General features: G+C 70.8%; 18 protein-coding genes. 13 read left to right on the top strand and 5 right to left on the bottom strand.

The features are described from left to right. Positions 1-21: 21 nt before the first annotated feature. From ACWCRB_RS01325 to ACWCRB_RS01285, 9 genes are all read left to right on the top strand, one after another. Positions 22-1,215: a cytochrome P450 gene (locus ACWCRB_RS01325; RefSeq protein ID WP_450994027.1), complete on the top strand. Its 1,194-nt coding sequence runs from the start codon at positions 22-24 to the stop codon at positions 1,213-1,215. Next, entirely contained in the window at positions 1,212-1,448 is a 237-nt protein-coding gene (locus tag ACWCRB_RS01320; RefSeq protein WP_450994026.1) for a ferredoxin, read from the top strand. The genes ACWCRB_RS01325 and ACWCRB_RS01320 overlap by 4 nt, the downstream gene beginning before the upstream one ends. Positions 1,449-1,550: 102 nt before the next feature. Further along, entirely contained in the window at positions 1,551-2,249 is a 699-nt protein-coding gene (locus tag ACWCRB_RS01315; RefSeq protein WP_450994025.1) for a TetR/AcrR family transcriptional regulator, read from the top strand. 45 nt (positions 2,250-2,294) lie between these two features. Continuing rightward, positions 2,295-3,080, top strand: coding sequence for an SDR family oxidoreductase (locus tag ACWCRB_RS01310; RefSeq protein ID WP_450994024.1), 786 nt, complete (start codon positions 2,295-2,297; stop codon positions 3,078-3,080). Continuing rightward, the gene (locus ACWCRB_RS01305; protein ID WP_450994023.1) at positions 3,077-3,853 is read left to right on the top strand and encodes an SDR family oxidoreductase; all 777 of its coding nucleotides are present in this window, start codon (positions 3,077-3,079) and stop codon (positions 3,851-3,853) included. The genes ACWCRB_RS01310 and ACWCRB_RS01305 overlap by 4 nt, the downstream gene beginning before the upstream one ends. A gap of 64 nt (positions 3,854-3,917) precedes the next feature. Beyond that, a complete protein-coding gene (locus ACWCRB_RS01300; protein ID WP_450994022.1) occupies positions 3,918-4,745 on the top strand; it encodes an NAD(P)-dependent oxidoreductase in 828 nt (275 codons plus the stop codon). 130 nt (positions 4,746-4,875) lie between these two features. After that, positions 4,876-6,357 (top strand): aldehyde dehydrogenase family protein, encoded by a 1,482-nt coding sequence (locus ACWCRB_RS01295; protein ID WP_450994021.1) that lies wholly within the window; start codon positions 4,876-4,878, stop codon positions 6,355-6,357. Positions 6,358-6,399: 42 nt separating this feature from the next. Next, positions 6,400-7,179 carry a carboxymuconolactone decarboxylase family protein gene (locus ACWCRB_RS01290; protein ID WP_450994020.1) on the top strand — a complete coding sequence of 260 codons (780 nt, stop codon included), beginning with the start codon at positions 6,400-6,402 and terminating at the stop codon, positions 7,177-7,179. 201 nt (positions 7,180-7,380) lie between these two features. Next, positions 7,381-7,542, top strand: a complete 162-nt coding sequence (locus tag ACWCRB_RS01285) for a hypothetical protein (protein ID WP_450994019.1) — start codon at positions 7,381-7,383, stop codon at positions 7,540-7,542. A gap of 155 nt (positions 7,543-7,697) precedes the next feature. Here the strand turns inward: ACWCRB_RS01285 and ACWCRB_RS01280 are convergent, their stop codons facing one another. The 5 genes from ACWCRB_RS01280 to ACWCRB_RS01260 all read right to left on the bottom strand — a co-directional run bounded on the left by ACWCRB_RS01280 (position 7,698) and on the right by ACWCRB_RS01260 (position 12,265). Beyond that, positions 7,698-8,888: a cytochrome P450 gene (locus ACWCRB_RS01280; RefSeq protein ID WP_450994018.1), complete on the bottom strand. Its 1,191-nt coding sequence runs from the start codon at positions 8,886-8,888 to the stop codon at positions 7,698-7,700. A gap of 12 nt (positions 8,889-8,900) precedes the next feature. Continuing rightward, positions 8,901-10,031, bottom strand: coding sequence for an NAD(P)/FAD-dependent oxidoreductase (locus tag ACWCRB_RS01275; RefSeq protein WP_450994017.1), 1,131 nt, complete (start codon positions 10,029-10,031; stop codon positions 8,901-8,903). Continuing rightward, positions 10,028-10,222 (bottom strand): ferredoxin, encoded by a 195-nt coding sequence (locus ACWCRB_RS01270; RefSeq protein ID WP_450994016.1) that lies wholly within the window; start codon positions 10,220-10,222, stop codon positions 10,028-10,030. The genes ACWCRB_RS01275 and ACWCRB_RS01270 overlap by 4 nt, the downstream gene beginning before the upstream one ends. 1 nt (position 10,223) lies before the next feature. After that, positions 10,224-11,417, bottom strand: coding sequence for a cytochrome P450 (locus ACWCRB_RS01265; RefSeq protein WP_450994015.1), 1,194 nt, complete (start codon positions 11,415-11,417; stop codon positions 10,224-10,226). A gap of 200 nt (positions 11,418-11,617) precedes the next feature. After that, the gene (locus tag ACWCRB_RS01260; protein ID WP_450994014.1) at positions 11,618-12,265 is read right to left on the bottom strand and encodes a TetR/AcrR family transcriptional regulator; all 648 of its coding nucleotides are present in this window, start codon (positions 12,263-12,265) and stop codon (positions 11,618-11,620) included. A 175-nt stretch (positions 12,266-12,440) separates the two neighbouring features. Here ACWCRB_RS01260 and mhpA point away from each other — a divergent pair, with 175 nt between their 5' ends. The 4 genes from mhpA to ACWCRB_RS01240 are packed head-to-tail and all read left to right on the top strand — an operon-like array spanning position 12,441 to position 17,016. Further along, positions 12,441-14,000: a bifunctional 3-(3-hydroxy-phenyl)propionate/3-hydroxycinnamic acid hydroxylase MhpA gene (gene mhpA / locus ACWCRB_RS01255; RefSeq protein WP_450994013.1), complete on the top strand. Its 1,560-nt coding sequence runs from the start codon at positions 12,441-12,443 to the stop codon at positions 13,998-14,000. Continuing rightward, the gene (locus ACWCRB_RS01250; RefSeq protein ID WP_450994012.1) at positions 13,997-15,079 is read left to right on the top strand and encodes an alpha/beta hydrolase family protein; all 1,083 of its coding nucleotides are present in this window, start codon (positions 13,997-13,999) and stop codon (positions 15,077-15,079) included. Before mhpA ends, ACWCRB_RS01250 begins: the two co-directional genes overlap by 4 nt. A gap of 15 nt (positions 15,080-15,094) precedes the next feature. Further along, positions 15,095-15,964: a dioxygenase family protein gene (locus ACWCRB_RS01245; protein WP_450994011.1), complete on the top strand. Its 870-nt coding sequence runs from the start codon at positions 15,095-15,097 to the stop codon at positions 15,962-15,964. Next, a complete protein-coding gene (locus ACWCRB_RS01240; protein WP_450994010.1) occupies positions 15,961-17,016 on the top strand; it encodes a maleylacetate reductase in 1,056 nt (351 codons plus the stop codon). Before ACWCRB_RS01245 ends, ACWCRB_RS01240 begins: the two co-directional genes overlap by 4 nt. Positions 17,017-17,045 lie beyond the last annotated feature (29 nt).

Raw genomic sequence — 17,045 nt, 5'->3', positions numbered from 1 at the left:
ACACCATAGGGAGGTGTGTCCGTGACCACTGCCGACCCGGTCTACTGGGACCCCTACGACCCCACTCTCGCCCGCGACCCCTATCCCCTGTACGAGCGGCTGCGCGAGGAATCGCCGCTCTACTACAACGACCGGCACGACTTCTACGCCGTCACCCGCCACGCCGACGTCCAGCGCGGCCTCGCCGACTGGCAGACCTTTTCCTCGGCACGCGGCGACATCCTGGAGATCGTCCAGGCGGACATCGAACTCCCGCCCGGCACCCTGATCTTCGAGGACCCGCCCGTCCACGACATCCACCGCCGTCTGCTCGCCCGGGTGTTCACCCCCCGCCGTCTCGCCGGCCTGGAGCCACGGGTACGGGCCTTCTGCCGACGCGCGCTGGAACCGGTGACCGGTGCCGACCGGTTCGACCTCGTCGAGGCCGTCGGCGCCGAGATGCCGATGCGGGTGATCGGGATGCTCCTGGGCATCCCGGAGGCCGACCAGCCCGCCATCCGCGACCGCACCGACGAGACGCTGAACACCGAGGACGGCGGAAAGATCGACAAGGAGGACATCCTCAGCACCGAGGCGTTCCGGGACTACATCGAGTGGCGCAAGCAGCACCCCTCGGACGACCTCATGACGGAGCTGATGACCGCCGAGTTCGAAGACGAGAAGGGCGTCACGCGCACACTCACCGACGAGGAGGTCCTGACGTACTGCACCGTGGTCGCCGGCGCCGGCAACGAGACGACGGGCCGCCTCATCGGCTGGTTCGGCGCCCTGATGGCCCGCTACCCCGAAGCACGCCGTGAGCTCGCGGCCGACCCGTCTCTCATCCCGAACGCCGTCGAGGAGATCCTGCGCTTCGAGCCGACCGGACCGTTCACCGCGCGCCATGTGACCAAGGACGTGGAGCTGTACGACCGTACGGTGCCGGCAGGCAGCGCCATGCTCTTCATCCAGGCCGCCGCCAACCGCGACCCCCGGCGTTTCCCCGACCCGGACCGGTTCGACATCCACCGGGTCACCCAGCACCTGAGCTTCGGCGTCGGCGCCCACTACTGCCTGGGCGCGGCCCTGGCCCGGCTGGAAGGCAGGGTGGCGGCGGAGGAGATCCTGAAGCGGTTCCCGGCCTGGGACGTGGACTGGGACCACGCGGAGCTGGCGCAGACCTCGACCGTCCGCGGCTGGAAGACACTGCCGCTGGTCGTCGAAGGAGCCCGATGACGGCCGGTCGGTGGAGCGTCGAGGTCGACAAACGGGTGTGTGTCCGTACGGGTCTGTGCGTGGCCTCCGCGCCCGAGGAGTTCGAACTCGACGAGGGCGGGCAGGGACGCGCGAGGTCCGAGACGCTGCCGGCTTCCGAAGCGGTGCTGGAAGTGGCCGAGTCGTGCCCGATCGAGGCCATCGGCATCACGGACGCCGACACCGGCGAGCGGGTCTTCCCGCCCGACCTCTGAGGGACGACCCCAGGTGAAGTCAACTGCCTGACTGCTAAGGCAGTTGACTTCACCAGCAGGGTGTAGTTACATTTGCGTCATACGGAAATGACATTCTCGATCTTGCGAATCGCCACTCTCGATGAGGTCGGTGTCGTGGTTCGACCGTCCGTGAAGGAACAGATCGTCCTGGCCGCCGAGCGCCTGTTCGCCGAGTACGGCCTCGACGGAGTGTCCCTGCGACAGATCAGCGCGGCCGCCGGAAACGGCAACAACACGGCGGTGCAGTACCACTTCGGCTCGAAGGAACGTCTGGTCCAGGAGATCTTCGAGTACCGCCTGCCCGGCCTGAACGAGCGACGCAGGCTTCTGGTCGCCCGGCGGCGCCCGGGCGATCTCAGGTCCTGGGTCGAGTGTCACATCCTGCCGGTCCTGGAACTGGGGGAGCAGGAAGGCAGCCACTACCTGAGCTTCGTCGCGATGCTGCAACAGCACGGCCGCGGAGATGTCTTCGCACGCCTCCCCGCCGAACTGAGCAGGCCCACAAGGGAATTCGTCGAGCGAGTCGGTGGGCTGCTGGGGCACATTCCCGAGCCGCTGCGCGGCCATCGCATCGCGCAGGCCCTGGCGTTCGGAGTGCACGCCGCGTCCGAGCGTGAGCGGACCCGGGCGCACGACGGGCACGTACTGCCGTTCGCCGTCCACGTCGGGGACCTGCTCGACGGCCTGGTCGGATTCCTCCAGGCCCCGGTGTCCCCGGCGACATCGACCGCCCTCGTCGAGACCGATCCGCAGGAACCGGCCCTGCCGCTCCACCCCTGAACACCCGCCTTCCGTCCGTGAGCAGAGGAGAGGAACGGCTGTCTGATGAGCATCGATCTGCACAACGCCGTCGCGGTGGTCACGGGCGCCGGCAGCGGGATCGGCCGCGCCGCCGCCCATGCCTTCGCCCGGCGCGGCGCGCGCGTGGTGGTCACCGACCTCGTCGGCGAGCGGGCGCGGACCGTCGCCGACGAACTCGGGCCCCAGTCCCTCGCCGCCGGGTGCGACGTCACCAGCCTCGACGACCTCCAAGCGGTTCGGGACGCGGCTCTCGACCGCTACGGCCGCGTCGACCTGGTGATGAACAACGTCGGGATCCTGGCTGTCGGCCCCGTAGAGGACATCCCCTTCGAAGCGTGGCAACGCGTCGTCGACGTCAATCTGCTGGGCGTGGTGCGCAGTAACCTGATCTTCCTCCCCGTCCTGCTGGAGCAGGGGTCGGGCCACCTGGTCAACACCGCCTCGACGGCGGGCCTGTTGCCCTACGGATTCGACCGGCTGCCGTACACCGCGACCAAGCACGCAGTGGTCGGGTTGTCCGAAGCACTCGCGCTGTACCTGCGCCCGCGCGGTATCGGCGTCTCGTGCCTGTGCCCGGCCGGCGTCGCCACGAACATCGTCGAACAGATCACCTTCTACGGACAACCGGCACCGCCGCGTGGGCCGGCCTTCCCCGTTCTCGATGCCGAAGCGGTCGGCGAACTCGTCGCCGACGGCGTCACCGAGAACCGCTTCCTCCTCCTCACCGCACAGGAAGCCGCCGACGAACTGCGCGAACACGGAACCGATGTCGACGCCTATCTGTCCCGCCTGACCAAGGACGCCCTATGAGCAGCACACTCGACCGGCTTCGCCTGGACGGCAAGGTCGCCGTCGTGACCGGCGGCGCCGGCGCCATCGGCCAGGTCTACGGCCGGGCGCTCGCCGAGGCCGGCGCCGCCGTCGTCCTGGCCGACCTCAACAGCGAAGGCGCCGAGAGCGCCGCCACGGCGCTGACCTCCGACGGTCTGCACGCACTCGGCGTGCAGGTCGACATCACCGACCGCGCATCCGCGGCCGACATGGCGAAGAAGACGACCGCCGCCTTCGGCGGCATCGACATCCTGGTGAACAACGCCGCCCTCATGGCCGAGATCCCCCAGGTGGACATCCTGGACCTGCCCACGGACTGGTTCGACCGGGTCATGCGCGTGAACGTGCTGGGCGCCGTCGTGTGCGCGGGAGCGGTCAAGGCGTCGATGGTCGAGCGCGGCGGCGGGCGGATCATCAACCAGGTGTCCGCCGGCGCCTTCATGGGCGGGGGCATCTACGCGGTCAGCAAACTCGCCCTGGTCAGTGTCACCGTCGGACTCGCCCGCTCGCTCGGCCCGCTCGGCATCAACGTCAACGCCATCGCTCCCGGCCTGGTGGAGAACGAACCAGGCATGCGCAGCCTGCCGGCGGACCATCCCGCGCGCGCCGCTCTGGCGGCCTCCATCCCGGGCAAGAAGTCCGCGCCCGCGGAAGACCTCCTCGGCACGCTGCTCCTGCTCGCCTCCCCGGCCGGCGAATGGATCAACGGTCAGGCGATCAGCGTCGACGGCGGCTGGGTGACGCGGCTGTGACCGGCACACTCCCACCACGCACGGGCCGGAGCGTCCGAACCGGCGCTCAGAGGAAGGGACATCCATGACACGGGTCGGCTTCATAGGGCTGGGCAGCCAAGGTGCGCCGATGGCCCGTCGCATCACGGAGGAGTCGTTTCCCCTGACACTGTGGGCACGTCGGCGCGTGTCCACGGATGCGTTCGCCGACACCGCCGCCACCGTGGCCGCCACACCGGCCGAGCTGGGGGCCGCGAGCGACATCGTGTGCCTGTGCGTCGTCGCCGACGCCGACGTCGAGGACGTACTCCTGAGGCCTGACGGCGTCCTGGCGGGCATGGCTCCCGGGGGAGTCGTGGCCATCCACTCCACGATCCACCCCGACACCTGCCGGCACATCGCCGACGAGGCGGCCAAGCGCGAGGTCGCCGTCGTGGACGCCCCGGTCAGCGGCGGGGGCGGCGCCGCCGCACAGCGCAGGCTCCTGGTGATGGCCGGCGGACAGGAGTCCGACGTCGAGCGCTGCCGCCCGGTGTTCGAGACCTTCGCCGACCCGGTGATCCACCTCGGCCCCCTGGGCAGCGGCCAACTCTCCAAGCTGCTCAACAACTTCGTGTTCACCGCCCAGGTCGGCCTGTCGCTGGACACCTTCTCCTTCGCCGACGGTCTCGGCATGGACCGAGCGGCGGTCGCGCAGGTGCTGGCACACGGCAGCGGCGGCAGCCGGGCGGCGGCGATCCTGACCGCGTCCGGCTTCGACACCACCGGGCTGCACAAGGCCCTGCCGCTCCTGCGCAAGGACGTCGGCATCATGCTCGACGTCGCCGATGCGGCCAAGAGCCCACGACCCCGGATACTGGCGGACCTGGCCGCGCACACCCTGTCGACGCTGGCCGAGCCTCCGGTGACCTGAGCACCCCTTCTCCAAGCGGCTTCGCCGAATTCGGCAGCCCTAACCGGCCCACACCTCGTCACCGCACATCCAGACATCCAGCGAAGAGCTTGGCACCGCCCCACCCGGACGACACCAAGGCGGAACCGACATGACCTCCTCCCCAGCCCTGTCCCACGACCTCGGCACCACCGGCCCCCTCGTCGACGGAACCTGGCTCGACCGGACGTCCGCCGGCCAGATGGACCACGTCAACCCCGCGACCGCCCGCGCGAACGGTACCGTCCTGCTGAGCGGACCTCAGGAGGTCGACGCCGCCGTCGCCGCGGCCAAAGCCGCCTTCCCCGCATGGCGGGCGATGTCCCCGGACGAACGCCGCCGCATCCTCCAGCGCGTGGAACAGCTGATGCTGGAGCGCGTCTCCGAACTAGCACGGCTCAACACCCTTGAACTTGGCGTCCCCTTCCGCATGTCGGCGGCGCTGGCACACCTGTGCGCGGGTTGGTTCGGCTACTACGCGGGCTGGGCCGACAAGATCGAGGGCGCGACGATTCCACCGAGTCCGCGGATGGTCCCCGGCCTCGACTACACCGTCCCGGAGCCGTACGGGGTCATCGGCGCCATCCTGACCTGGAACGGTCCGATCATGTCGGTCGGTATGAAGATCGCGCCTGCGCTCGCTGCCGGGAACTGTGTCGTGGTCAAGGCCCCCGAACTCGCTCCCTTCACCGTGGCCCGGTTCGCCGAGATCGCCCTGGAGGCCGGGCTGCCACCGGGTGTGCTGCACGTCCTGCCAGGGGGTCCCGAGGCAGGCGACCGACTGGTCCGGCACCCCGACGTCGCGAAGATCTCCTTCACCGGCGGGATCCCGACCGCGAAGAAGATCCTCGACGCGGCACGCCACACGCTCAAGCCGGTCCTGCTCGAACTGGGCGGGAAGACGGCGAACATCGTCTTCCCCGACGCCGATCTCGACGCGGCGGTCGCGGAGACGGTCCGGTCCTGCTACACGCTCTCCGGCCAGGGCTGCAACCTCACCACCCGCATGCTCGTACACCGCGACGTGTACGACCGGGTGGTCGGCTCCACCGCCGAGGCCGCGGCCGCGTTGCGCGTCGGGGATCCCTTCGATCAGGGGACGGCACTCGGCCCCGTCATCGGCAAGGCGGCCCACGAACGCATCCTCGGCGTGATCGAACGGGCGGCCAAGGACAGCCGGGTGGTCGTGGGCGGCCGCGCCACCGACCCGTCGCAGCTGCCGCCGGACAACCGTGACGGCTACTTCGTCGAACCGACGGTCCTCGCCGACGTGGACCCGCACAGCGAGGTGGCTCAGCACGAGGTGTTCGGGCCGGTGCTGTCCATCACCCCCTTCGACAGCGAGGACGAGGCGGTCGAACTGGCCAACTCCACGCCCTACGGCCTGGGCAGCGCCGTGCAGACCCGCGACGTGGCACGGGTGCAGCGCATCGTGCCCCTGCTCCAGTCGGGCACCGTGCTCGTCAACGGCGCCTCGGGCCAGCCGCCGGGCGCCCCGTTCGGGGGCTACAAGCAGAGCGGCTACGGCCGTGAAGGCGGCAAGGAGGGCCTCTACGAGTTCCTCCAGACCAAGAACGTCTTCATCCGCGCCTGACGCCCACTCCCGAATCCTTATCCCGGCACCAGGAGGCACCCCATGGACCACCTCAGGGACGACGGCCGCGTGGAAAGGACGATGGCCGAGGTCATGACCACCACCCAACCACCCGAGCCGGCCACCCCGTTCGGCCGGGCATCGCGTGACTTCCTGTTCGGTGAGGTGTGGTCGCGTCCCGGACTGAGCCGTCGGGACCGGCGCTGGGTCACGCTGACGTGCGTGGCCGCCGCCGACTCCCCCCGGCCCATCGAGGAGCACGTCCACGCGGCACTCGTCGGCGGCGACATAGAACTCGAGGCCATGCTGGAGTTCGTCCTGCACTTCGCGGTGTACTGCGGCTGGCCCAAGGCCTCGCACCTGGAAGGGGCCGTCGCCCGGCAGTGGGACCGTATCCACCGCGAGCGCGGTGAGGAGACCCCGCCCTGGCCGCAGTTGACGAACGACACCCTGGGCCCCGGCGTGTGGGACGAGCGGTTGAAGCGCGGCGTGGAGGAGTTCATCGACGTCAACCTCATGCCCGCGCCGCCGACGAACTCGCCGTACCGGCAGGCCGGCATCCTCGGCTTTGTGTTCGGGCATGTCTGGCAGCGGCCCGGGCTGACGCGCCGGGAACGCCGGATCATCACGGTCGCCAGTGTCGCGCTCGACGATTCACCCGTTCCGTTGCAGACGCACGTCACCTCCGCGCTCCACTCCGGCGACCTCACCAAGGAGGAGATGGACGAGATCGTGTTGCAGTTCGCCGCGTACTACGGCTTCGCGAAGGGGGAGGCGCTCGCGGACGCGGTCGAGACGGCGTGGGCGTCCAAGCCCGACTGACCGGCCCCGGCGCCCCCATCGCCTCCCCGGCGCATCCCGGGCCGTCGTCCTGTGCGCCGGCTCGCGGAAAGGGCGGCCCGCGCTGGGCGATGTGGCCGGCGGCCGGGCGCGGAGGGACAGGCCTTGCCGCGCGAGGCGCGGGTCGTGCCGGAGCTGACAGGCACAAGCCCCGCGCCGCAACTCTGCCTGAAAGAATGGTGGTTGACCGATCTCGTTGTCGTCCCAGCCGAACAGGCCCAGGTCCTGGGTGACTTGCCGGCCGCGTGGCTGGGCGCCATGAACGACTCCCACGGCTGTGACGTCGTCGGCGCGACAACGGCGGTGACGCCGCAGCCGGGGGAGAAACCGACAGTCGCGTCGTAGCCCGACCGGCGACCAGCCGCCCTCGACCACCACGTACGGGCAGGGTGGTCAGTTGGTGCCTACCCGTGCGCCGCGCCGGAGAGCGGCTCTCGCCCGGGCGGTCGGGCCCTCCGCCTCCGTCGCGTGGACGGACTGGGACAGCCGGCCGGCAAGCCTCAGAGCACGACGTCGAGTCGAGCCGGGCGGCGGACCATGACGAGGCCTGGAGGCGGCGCGCGGTGGTAACCGGGGGCGAGCCGCAGATCAGGGAAGCGCTCCAACAACTGCTCCAGGACCACGCGGGCCTCCAGCCGGGCCAGCGGTGCGCCCAGGCAGGTGTGGATGCCGTAGCCGAAGGTCATCGTGGTGGCCTGTCCCGCCGGACGGTCGAGTGAGTAGTCCGCGGCGTCGGCGCCCCAGGCCCGTTCGTCCCAGTTGGCCGACTGGAGGCTGACGGCGAGGCGGTCGCCGGGCTTCACGGGACACCCGGAGATCTCCCGCTCCTGCGACACGGTGCGCAGCACGTACTGAAGGGGCGCGTCGTGGCGCAGCGACTCCTCGATGGCCGCGGGGATGAGCGACCGGTCGTCGAGCAGCCGTTCCCAGCGGCTGCGGTCCACGAGCAGTTCGTGGAGGAGGTTGGTGATCAGACTGGCGGTGGTGTCCGTGCCGGCGATGATCAGCTGGAAAGCGTGAATGACGGTCTCGACCGGGGTGAGCGGCGGCTCGCCGTCGGCGGGGTGCACGAGACCGTCCAGAACGTCCTTGCCGGTGGGTGGGGCGGTGGCCCTGGCGGCGAGCTGCTCACCGAGATAGCCGGTGATTGCCAGGAACTCGGGCATATCGGTCCGGAGTTCGGGGAGGATGTCGTCGATGGCGTCGGCCCACTGGTGCAGGCGCTCCCAGTCCTGCTCCGGCAGACCGAGGAAGGCGTACACCACCCTCGTCGGGACCTGGCGGGCGAGATCGTGGTAGATCTCGGCCTTCTGGCCGGGCTGCCACGCATCGAGGACCCCGGCCACGATCTCGCGGACGCGCGGTTCCTGCTTGCGGAGCAGGGCCGGAGCGAACCAGCGCCGCAGACGGGCGCGCAGCGCCGTGTGGTAGGGCGGGTCCGCCATGGTGATCGGGACCGCGGGCAGGTCGGCCGTCCTCGTGCCGCCCTCCAGGGCGAAGTTGTCGACGGACGCGTACGCCCCGTGGTCCGCGAGGGCGTCCCGTACGTCGTCGTGCCGGGCGAGGAAGTACACCCCGGGGCGTGGCTCGGACACCGGACAGCGGTCGCGGGCCTCGGCGAGCCGGGGCGCGGGATCGGAGTGGTGGGCGGGATCGAGCGGATCGTAGGGGGCGTGGTGCGGGAGGGGCATGGTTGTCCTCCTTCAGGTACGGGCCGGGGAAGCGGAGAGGGCCCCGGCCCCGAGCCGCTTGAGCTTGATGACGGGGAGCCGGTGGTTGACGGCGACGGCCGTGGTCGTCCCGCTGTCGTGATGCCAGGCGAGGAGCGCGCTGCGGGCGTCCACCGAGCCGGCGAGGACTTCGGGAGTGCCGGTCAGTGGCAGTTCCCCGCTGATCTTGATGTCCAGCCCGGACTGTTCGGTCCAGAAATAGGGGTCCGGCCGGTACGGGCGTGCCGACTCGCCGTGCAACAGGCCGAGCGCGGCCGCCCGCCCCTGCTCGACCGCGTTGGTCCAGTGCGGGGTGCGACGCCCCTGCCGCGATACGACGTCCCCGGCGGCGACCACGCCGGGAGCGACACGGCAGCATGCGTCGGCGGCGACGCCGCCCCCGGCGTTCAGGGGCAGGCCGGAGTCCCTCAGCCAGTCGGTGTTGGGCACGTCTCCCACCGCGCAGACGATCACGTCGGCTTCCAGGACCGAATCGCCGCAGCGCACGCGGTGTTCGTCCAGCACGGCGACGCCGTCCGGCGCGACGAGGACCCGTATGCCGTGATCACGGGCGGCCGTGACGGCGAGTTCGGCCAGCCACGGCCCGAGCAGCCTGCGCAGCGGCGGCGCGAGGTCGACGACGGTGGTCTCCAGGCCGAGGGCGCGGCAGGTCGTGGCGACCTCCATGCCGAGGAAGCCGCCGCCCAGCACGATCGTGCTGCGCGCGGTGGCCAGCCGGGAGGCGAGAGCCCCGGCGTCGTCCAGGGTGCGCACCACGAGGTCGCTGTCACCGGTGAGGCGGCGGGCCCGGGCGCCGGTGGCGACGACCAGCCCGTCGTACGGCACCTCTGTGCCGTCGGCCAGGACCACCAGACGGCCGCGGGGGTCCAGCCGAACGGCCCGCGCCCCGGTACGGAACTCGATGTCGTCGCCCGGCGGGGGAAGCAGAGCGGATTCCGCGGGTTCCCGGCCGGCGAGGACGCCCTTGGACAGCGGAACGCGCGAGTAGGGCGGGTGAGGTTCCTCGGACAGGACGGTCACGCGGCCGTCGAAGCCTTCGACTCGCAGGCTCTGCACCGCCGTGAGTGCGGCGATGGATCCGCCGACCACGACGACCCGCTTCACAGTTGGACCTTCAGTGCCGCGACCGGGCACACCCGCACAGCGGCCGAGACGGCGCTCTCCTCGCTCGGCGCCACTTCATCACCGGTGAGGTGCAACACCCCTTCGTCATCGAGCCGGAACACCTCGGGCGCGGTCTGCTCACACAGTCCGTGGCCCTCGCAGCGGTCGAAGTCGACCAGGATCCGGGGCATCTCACTGTCCTTCCGCGCGTACCGTGACGGGGAGTGAGGCCAGGCCCCGGATCACGTTGTTGAGCTTGCGGACCGGCTCGCCGGCCAGTTCGATCGACGACACACGCCGCACCAGTGCGCCGAGCACGGCGTGCGCCTCCAGTCGGGCCAGGCCCTGTCCGGCACAGCCATGGACGCCGTAGCCGAGGGCGACGTGATCGACCGGATTTCGCCGGACCAGGAACTCCTGAGGCCGCTCCCACTTGCGCTCGTCCCGGTTGGCCGAGGCGAAGGACAGCAGGACCCTGGTGTCGGCGGGGATGGTGATGCCCTCGATGTCCACCGCCCGGCTGGTGCGCCGGAAGAAGCCCTGTGCGGGGGACTCCAGGCGCAGTGACTCCTCGAACGCCGGGCCGATCAGTCCCGGCTCCGACCGCACCTCCTGGTAGGCCTGCGGATGCAGGGCGAAGAGCAGGATGGTGCTGCCGAGGGCGTTGATCGTGGTGTCCATGCTGGCGATGACGTAGGCGGACAGCAGCGGGACGACGGAGGCGGCCTCGATCTCACCCCGGTCCGCGGCCTGGTGGATGGCGGCGGCCCAGCCGTCCGGGTCGAGGTTCTCCGGCACCATCACGGTGTTGAGGTACTCGAACATCTGGCCCACCGTGGGGATGGAGGCCGCCGCGCGTGCGTTGAACGGGCCGAAGGTGTTGAACGCCGCGTCGGCGAACGACAGCAGCGGTCCCCGTGCCTCCTCGGTCAGCCCGACCAGGTCGGCGACCACCGTCACCGGGAACACCGCGGCAAGCTCCGGGACGGCGTCGAAACCGCCCTTGGCCACGAGATCCGCGACCAGGTCGTCCGCGAGGGTGGTGATCCGGTTGCGGAGCTTCGCCAGGGCCCTGGGGGCGAGTTTGTCGGAGAGCAGCGCCCGCAGCCGGGTGTGGTCCGGCGGATCGCTGGCCAGCACGGTTCCCTTCATCTGGGCGTTGAACCGGTCCTCGTAGCCGACGCCGTGCGCCGACGAGAAGCGTTCGTGATCGGCCAGAGCGGAGCGGACGTGCTCGTAGCGCGGAAGGATCCAGGCGTCGTAGGCCGTCAGCCGGACCGCAGGGCCGGCTTCTCGCAGTCGGCGCAGCGCGGGATACGGGTCCCGAAGCACGTCGTCGGCGAACAGGTCGACGTCGGAGGTGGGCAGGGGCACGGTCGCATGCATCAACAACTCTCCCTTGAGTCGCTCGTGCCACGACGGGGTTCCGGAGGCGGGGGAGGGGCTCGACCGTCGTCACGAGAACGTTGGCAGCGAGGAAGTAAAATGTGAATGGGTGCTCACGTCGGTGATGAGCATAAGTTCACAGATGCGGGATGGCCCGTCAAGCCCCGTGCAGGCACTCGTGTGCGGCGGCGAGCCGAGGGTCAGCGGCCTTCCGGGGTGCTGAGGAGGTAGGAGACGACCGCGGTCTGGAGGTGACTGCGCAGTTCGTTCCAGGGCAGCGGGCGGTCCGACTCCAGGAACTCGCCGTGGGTGACGCGGTGCGCGATGGTGGCGTAGATCAGGCGGAAGGCGAAGTCCAGCGCGGCCTCGGGGTCCCGATGTGTGATCGGTGCGTGGCGCAGCGCCTCGGCGAAGCGGTGGTTGCCCTCGACGCTGACGCGCGAGCCCTGTTTCCGCACCTCTTCGTGCCGGGTGCCGAGCAGCAGGAAGACGCGCAGCAGGGCCTCGTGCGACTGGAAGGCGTCACTGATCGCGCCGACCGCCTCCGCGATCGCCACGGCCGGATCGCGCAGGATGCGCAACCGCTCCACGGACATGCGCTCCACGATCTCGGCCTGGAGGCTCTCGGTGAAGGCGTGCTGGATGGCCAGCAGGAGTCCTTCCTTGTCGCCGAACCGGCGGTAGATGCTGCCGACCGCCATGCCGGCCCGCTCGGCGACGGCGGCCACGGTCAGCGCGTCCACCCCGCCCTCCTCGAGCAGCGCGTACCCGGCATCGAGGATGCCCTGCTGCGAACGGCGGCTGCGTTCCTGGAGGGCGGCGGGCCTGGCGGCGGTGGACTCGGTCACTCGCGCATTTTATCGACCGGGCTCTTGACGTCCATGTTGCTGATAAGTGAATCTCTACTCACATTAACTGTGAGCCGCTGCTCACGTATCCATGAGGGTGTGCCCGTCCGCGCCCTGCCCCTCTTCTCCCACCTCACCCCTCGCAACGGCGCGGGGCTGTTCCTGGAGGTGTCCCATGACTCCGCTCCACGACGTCGCCGTTGTCGGCTACGGTCCGACCGGCCTCGCGGCCGCGTCCCTGCTCGGCCGGCTCGGTCACCGGGTGGTGGTCTGTGAGCGCTGGCCCGGGCTGTACGGGCTGCCCAGGCTCACCCACATCGACGACGAGACGGCCAGGACCGTCCAGGCGGCGGGCGACGTCGACGAGGCGCTGCACGACTCGTCGATGTGCCAGTACGTGTGGGTCAACGGCAAGGGCGAGACCCTGGTGGACATCCCGGCGAACCCCGACGGCCCGATGGGATACCCGGACCACATCTCCATGTACCAGCCGGACGTGGAGAACGCGATCGACAAGCGGCTGCGCGCCTACGGGACGGTCGACGTCCGCCAGGGCTGGGCGGTCACCGGCCTCGACCAGGACGACGACGGCGTCACCCTGCGCCTGCGCGGCTGGAACGCCGACGCGGTGTGCGCGGACGGCCCGCACGACGAGGTCCGGGCCCGCCATGTGATCGCCGCCGACGGCAGTCGCAGCGGGATACGTGAACTGCTCGGCGTGGAACGCCAGGACCTCGGCTTCAACGAACCCTGGCTCAACATCGACACGGAGTGGCTGCGCCCCCAGCCCCCGGAGTTCGCGTACGGCACCCAGTACTGCGACCCCGCGCGCGGGCACATGACCATCAACATCGGCGCCACCCGCCAGCGTTTCGAGTTCGCTGTGCTGCCGGGCGAGACCCGGGAGGAGATGGCCGCCCCCGAGACCGCCTGGCGTCTGCTCCGCCAGTACCACGACCTGGGCCCGGACGACGTGCGGATCATCCGGCAGCTGGTCTACGGCTTCGAGGCGCGCATCGCCACCCGATGGCGGACCGACAGGGTCTTCCTGGCCGGCGACGCCGCCCACACCATGCCCCCCTACCTCGGCCAGGGCGCGTGCAGCGGCATTCGCGACGCCACCAACCTCGCCTGGAAACTGCACCAAGTACTCGGCGGCCTGTCGCCGGACGCGCTCCTGGACACCTACGAGAGCGAGCGCCGCCCGCACGTCACCGCCCTCACCCACGCGGCGATCGGCCTCGGGAAGGTCGCCAACACGCACGACGCCGAGGCGGCGGCCGCCCGGGACGCGGCCTTCTTCGCGGGCAAGGTGCCTCCTCCGCCGCCGTTCCCGCCACTGCGCGACGGAGTACTGCGGCAGGGAACCGACGCACCGATCGGCACCCTCACCCCGCAGGGCCGCATCCGTCTGCCCGACGGGCGCACCGGACGCCTCGACGACCTGACCGGCTACGGCTTCACCCTGGTCGCCGCCGAGGATCCCACCGCTGCTCTCGGGCCGGAGCGGCTCGCCCGGCTGGAGCGCCTGGGCTGCGCCGTGGTGGCCCTCGACACGGTCGCCGACCTCGACGGACGGCACGGTGAGTACCTCCGGCGGCTCGACGCGGTCGCGTATCTGGCACGCCCTGACTTCGTGCTGTTCGGTACGGCGGCCGACAGTACGGACCTGGGCGCGCTCGTGGACGACCTCGACGCCGCGCTGTCCGGAACGACGGCGGGAGTGGCCGTATGACGACCGGAGAACCTGGAGCAGAGGCGGAGCTGCCACCGCTGGTCGCAGCCCAGCACCGGGCGATGCCCTTCACCCGGCTCACCGACTGCGGGATGGACCCGGCCGACGCCCGTCGCCTGCTCGCCGACAGCGCCGCCGGACTCTCCTGGCAGGACGCCGCCGAAATACTCGCCGACACCCAACTGGAGCGCGCCCGGCTCGCCGAGAGGAACGGTCACGCCGTCACCGCCCGGCAGGCGCACCGGTTCGCTGCCGCAGCCCTGATGTTCGCGCAGATGGCGTTCCAGACCGACACCGCGGAGAAACGGGAGCTGTACGCCCGGCACACCGCCGCGACCGCCGCTCTCGCGCCCGAGGTGGAGCGTGTGGAGATCCCGTACCGCGACGGCGTCCTCGGCGGCTGGCTGTGCCTGCCGGCGGGCCCGCCCCGGGCCACCGTGATCGTGTGGGGCGGGCTCAGCGGCTGGGGAGCGGCGTATCTGCCGGTCGCCGACGCGTACACCGCGCGCGGACTGGCCTGTCTCCTGGCGGAAGGGCCCGGCCAGGGCGAGTCGCGGCTGCGGCACGGGCTGTACGCCGACGAACACGTCACCGACGGCTTCGCCCGCTTCGTCGACCTGGTCGAGGCCCATCCCCGCCTCGACGGGACCATCGGCGTCCAGGGCATCAGCTTCGGCGGCCTGTTCGCCGCCCACCTGGCCGCCGCCGACCCGCGCGTCGGCGCGGTGGTCGTCAACGGCGCTCCGGCCGTACCGGCCGTCCCGGAATTCCGTACCGCCCGTGAGCAGATGGCCGCCGTGACCGGCGCCGACGACCTGGGCCGGGTGGCCGAGGTCATGGACGCTCTGCGCTTCGACCCGGACAAGCACCGCATCCGCTGCCCGCTGCTCCTGCTGCACGGCGGCCGCGACCCCCTCGCCCGCTACGAGGACCAGGAGCCGTTCCTCCGAGCCGCCGACCCCGACACCTCCCTGCTCCGGATCTGGCCCGACGGCGAGCACACCCTCTACAACCACGCGGCCGAACGCGACGCGCTCACCGGCGACTGGTTCACCGACCACCTCACCACGAACAGTTAACAGTTAGGACCACCAGTGGACTTCACCGTCGAGACCGCCACCGACGCGGTGGTGGAGAGCTTCCGGGAGACCAAGGACCAACGGCTTCGGCAGATCGTGGAGAGCCTGACCCGTCACCTCCACGACTTCGTACGGGACATCGAACCCACGATGGAGGAGTGGGAGGCCGCGATCGGCTTCCTCACCGCCGTCGGCCGGACCTGCGACGACACCCGGCAGGAGTTCGTCCTCCTCTCCGACGTCCTCGGCGTCTCCATGCTCGTCGAGACCCTGAACGGGTCCGAGGAAGGGACCGAGAGCACCGTCCTCGGCCCCTTCCACATGACCGAGTCCCCCCGCCGCGAACTCGGCGCCTCCATCGACCTCCTCGGCACCGGCCGCCCCTGCGTGGTGTCCGGGCGGGTCCTCGCCGCCGACGGCACACCGCTGCCGGACGCCGAACTCGACGTGTGGCAGTGCTCGGAGGACGGTTTCTACGACGTGCAGCAACCCGACGTACAGCCGCAGGGAAACGGGCGCGGCCTGTTCCGCACGGACGTCGAGGGCCGCTACTGGTTCCGGACCGTCGTCCCCTCCCACTACCCGATCCCCACCGACGGCCCCGTCGGCCGCCTCCTCGAAGCCACCGGCAGGCACCCCTACCGGCCCGCTCACGTCCACTTCATCGCGAGCGCCGAGCACCACCGGCCGGTCACCACGCACGCGTTCGTCGCCGGTAGCCCGTACGTCGACTCGGACGCGGTCTTCGCGGTCAAGCGGGGCCTGATCACCGACTTCACCGAGTCCCACGACACGAGGGATGCCGAACGCTTCGGCGTTAACGTGCCTTTCATCCACGCCGAGTTCGACATGGTCCTGGCTCCGGAAGCAGAGCCGACGCGATGACCTTCACCTACGAGGCCCTGCCGATGCGCGTGGTCTTCGGCGTCGGCAGCCTGCTTCAACTGGCCGAGGAGGCCGAGCGGTTGGGGCTGCGGCGGCTCCTGGTACTCGCCGCACCGGGCCGGCGTGCGCTCGCCGAGCAGGCCGCCACCCTGCTGGGTGAGACGTGCGCGGGGTTGTTCACCGAGGCCCGGACACACGTACCGGTCGCCGTCGCGGACGAGGCCCGCGCAGCCGCACGCGACACCGGCGCGGACGGCTGCCTGACCGTCGGCGGAGGCTCCGCGGTCGGCCTGGGAAAGGCGATCGCCCTGACCGCGGGCCTGCCCCTGATCAGCGTGCCGACGACCTATGCCGGCTCCGAGATGACCCCCGTCTGGGGACTCACCGACCAGGGTCGCAAACGCACCGGCCGCGACCGGTCCGTCCTGCCGCGCAGCGTGATCTACGACCCCCAACTCACCCTCCAACTCCCCGTGGACGTGTCCGTGACCAGCGGATTCAACGCCATCGCGCACGCCGTGGAAGCGCTGTACGCACCCGACGCCTCGCCGATCGTGTCCCTGATGGCCGAGGAAGGCGTGCGCTCGCTGGCCGCAGCTCTGCCGGCCATCGCCGCCGACCCCGGCGACATGGGGGCCCGCACCGACGCGCTGCGCGGAGCATGGCTGTGCGGGGCGTGCCTGGCGGCCACCACCATGTCGCTGCACCACAAGCTCTGCCACATCCTCGGCGGCACCTTCGACCTGCCCCACGCCGCCACCCACACGGTCCTGCTCCCGTACGTCGCCGCCTTCAACCTGCCCGCTGTGCCTGCTGCCGAGCAGGTCTTGCGTCGTGCGCTGGCCACGGACGACGTACCGATGCACCTCGCGCGAGCGTCCGCCGAACTCGGCGCTCCCCGCTCCCTCGCCGAACTCGGCCTCGCCGAGCGCGACTTGGACGAGGTCGTCACCCAGGCGGAGGCCCGGCCCTACGCCAACCCGCGACCGGTCACCCCTGGAGCCCTCCGCTCCCTGCTCGCCGAGGCCCTGAAGGGCACCCTCCCACCCTGACCAGGCGGTCTCGACCCGTACACCCACAT

The sequence above is a fragment of the Streptomyces sp. NPDC002156 genome (assembly GCF_053593675.1).
Note: the sequence above shows the minus strand (reverse complement) of the source record. Positions and strands in the feature narration are given on the sequence as shown.